Here is a 3,020-nt window from a genome sequence, read left to right on the forward strand (position 1 = left end):
CCCGCCGCGAGTTCTGGCTGCATATCAACAGCATGGTAGAGAAAGGCGTCACGGTGATGGTCACCACCCACTTTATGGATGAAGCGGAATATTGCGACCGCATCGGGCTGGTGTATCGCGGGAAGCTGATTGCCAGCGGTACGCCGGATGATTTGAAAGCACAGTCGGCTAACGATGAGCAACCCGATCCCACTATGGAGCAAGCCTTTATTCAATTGATCCACGACTGGGATAAGGAGCATGGCAATGAGTAACCCGATCCTTTCCTGGCGTCGCGTGCGGGCACTGTGCGTCAAAGAGACGCGGCAGATCATTCGCGATCCAAGTAGCTGGCTGATTGCGGTGGTGATCCCGCTGTTGCTGCTGTTTATTTTTGGTTACGGCATTAACCTCGACTCCAGCAAGCTGCGCGTCGGGATTTTGCTGGAGCAGCGTAGCGAAGCGGCGCTGGATTTCACCCACACTATGACCGGCTCGCCCTATATTGACGCCACCATCAGCGATAACCGTCAGGAACTGATCGCCAAAATGCAGGCGGGGAAAATTCGTGGTCTGGTGGTGATTCCCGTGGATTTCGCCGAACAGATGGAGCGCGCCAACGCGACCGCGCCGATTCAGGTGATCACTGACGGCAGCGAACCGAATACCGCCAACTTTGTGCAGGGTTATGTCGAAGGGATCTGGCAGATCTGGCAAATGCAGCGGGCAGAGGACAACGGGCAGACCTTTGAACCGCTTATCGACGTCCAGACACGCTACTGGTTTAACCCGGCGGCGATAAGCCAGCACTTTATTATCCCCGGTGCGGTAACCATTATCATGACGGTCATCGGCGCGATCCTCACCTCGCTGGTGGTGGCGCGGGAGTGGGAGCGCGGCACTATGGAGGCTTTGCTCTCTACGGAGATTACCCGCACGGAACTGCTGCTGTGTAAGCTGATCCCCTATTATTTCCTCGGTATGCTGGCGATGCTGCTCTGTATGTTGGTGTCGGTGTTTATTCTCGGCGTACCCTATCGCGGTTCGCTGCTGATCCTGTTTTTTATCACCAGTCTGTTTTTACTCAGTACGCTGGGGATGGGGCTGCTGATTTCTACGATTACCCGCAACCAGTTCAACGCCGCTCAGGTGGCACTGAACGCCGCTTTCCTGCCGTCGATTATGCTTTCCGGCTTTATATTTCAGATAGACAGTATGCCCGCAGTGATCCGCGCGGTGACGTACATTATTCCCGCACGTTATTTCGTCAGCACCCTGCAAAGCCTGTTCCTCGCCGGGAATATTCCGGTGGTACTGGTGGTAAACGTGCTGTTTTTGATCGCTTCGGCGGTAATGTTTATCGGCCTGACGTGGCTGAAAACCAAACGTCGGCTGGATTAGGGAGAAGAGCATGTTTCATCGCTTATGGACGTTAATCCGCAAAGAATTGCAGTCGCTGCTGCGCGAACCGCAGACGCGAGCGATTCTGATTTTACCCGTGCTTATTCAGGTGATCCTGTTCCCGTTTGCCGCCACGCTGGAAGTGACCAACGCCACCATCGCCATCTACGATGAAGATAACGGCGAGCATTCGGTGGAGCTGACCCAGCGTTTTGCCCGCGCCAGCGCCTTTACCCATGTGCTGCTGTTGAAAAGTCCGCAGGAGATCCGCCCAACTATCGATACGCAAAAGGCGCTACTGCTGGTGCGTTTCCCGGCTGACTTCTCACGCAAACTGGATACTTTCCAGACCGCACCGTTGCAGTTAATTCTCGACGGGCGTAACTCCAACAGTGCGCAAATCGCCGCCAACTACCTGCAACAGATCGTCAAAAATTATCAGCAGGAGCTGCTGGAAGGAAAACCGAAACCAAACAACAGCGAACTGGTGGTACGCAACTGGTATAACCCAAATCTCGACTACAAATGGTTTGTGGTGCCATCACTGATCGCCATGATCACCACTATCGGTGTGATGATCGTCACTTCACTTTCTGTCGCCCGCGAACGCGAACAGGGAACGCTCGATCAGCTACTGGTTTCGCCCCTCACCACCTGGCAGATATTCATCGGTAAAGCCGTACCGGCGTTAATTGTCGCCACGTTTCAGGCCACCATTGTGCTGGCGATTGGTATCTGGGCGTATCAAATCCCCTTCGCCGGATCGCTGGCGCTGTTCTACTTTACGATGGTGATTTACGGTTTGTCACTGGTGGGATTCGGTCTGCTGATTTCATCACTCTGTGCAACACAACAGCAGGCGTTTATCGGCGTATTCGTCTTTATGATGCCCGCCATTCTGCTTTCCGGTTACGTTTCGCCGGTGGAAAACATGCCGGTGTGGCTGCAAAACCTGACGTGGATTAACCCTATCCGCCACTTTACGGACATTACCAAGCAGATTTATTTGAAGGATGCGAGTCTGGATATTGTGTGGAACAGTTTGTGGCCGCTACTGGTGATAACGGCCACGACAGGGTCAGCGGCGTACGCGATGTTTAGACGCAAGGTGATGTAACTTTTTATCTTTCGCCAGTAACGACACCACCGCCGGGCCGGCAAGGATCGCCAGCCCTGCAATTGCCAGCAAATAGTTGTTTTCCAGTACGCGGGACAACAGCCACAGCACAATCAGCGCTGCGCCAAAATACCAGGTGGTGGTCAGCTCTTCCAGTACGTCTGCCACCTCGCGCCAGCGTTGTTCGGGGTGGCGCTGAAACACCAGCATCATCACTACCGTTACGCAATACAGCACGCACAATCCCACGCCGACGTGAACCAGGGTTTTACTCATCCAGCCCACCACCAGCAGCGCCACTACCAGTAAATGCAACATAATCTGCCAGCAACTTAGGCCAGTTGCGACACGAACACGTTGTTGCCACTTCATGGCTTCTCTCCTGAAGAATTTATCTCTACTAACTCAGAGTACCGAACTTTACGGAAAATTCCGTAAGACCGCACCTTTTTGTGACGCCGACTACACTATTTCAATGAGATAAGAGGCAAAGACAGGAAATGTAATGAACACATCCCCCCCA

Annotated in this window: 3 protein-coding genes and 1 pseudogene; 3 read left to right on the forward strand and 1 reads right to left on the reverse strand. The window is 53.5% G+C overall.

Annotated features, from left to right (window positions below; all coding sequences use genetic code 11):
* The 3 genes and pseudogenes from EQY_RS0122960 to EQY_RS0122970 form a co-directional block, all read left to right on the forward strand.
* A pseudogene (locus EQY_RS0122960) lies at positions 1 to 254 on the forward strand (ATP-binding cassette domain-containing protein); the annotation flags it as partial.
* On the forward strand, positions 247 to 1,380 hold the full coding sequence (locus tag EQY_RS0122965) for an ABC transporter permease (RefSeq protein ID WP_000070112.1): 1,134 nt from the start codon (positions 247 to 249) through the stop codon (positions 1,378 to 1,380). The pseudogene EQY_RS0122960 and the gene EQY_RS0122965, both read left to right, overlap by 8 nt.
* A gap of 10 nt (positions 1,381 to 1,390) precedes the next feature.
* Positions 1,391 to 2,497, forward strand: a complete 1,107-nt coding sequence (locus EQY_RS0122970) for an ABC transporter permease (RefSeq protein ID WP_000469029.1) — start codon at positions 1,391 to 1,393, stop codon at positions 2,495 to 2,497.
* Here EQY_RS0122970 and EQY_RS0122975 read toward each other — a convergent pair.
* Positions 2,459 to 2,869, reverse strand: a complete 411-nt coding sequence (locus tag EQY_RS0122975; RefSeq protein WP_000871987.1) for a YbhQ family protein — start codon at positions 2,867 to 2,869, stop codon at positions 2,459 to 2,461. The genes EQY_RS0122970 and EQY_RS0122975 overlap by 39 nt on opposite strands.
* Between the last annotated feature and the right edge of the window lie 151 nt (positions 2,870 to 3,020).

The sequence above is a fragment of the Escherichia sp. TW14182 genome (genome assembly GCF_000208525.1).
Classification (GTDB): domain Bacteria; phylum Pseudomonadota; class Gammaproteobacteria; order Enterobacterales; family Enterobacteriaceae; genus Escherichia; species Escherichia ruysiae.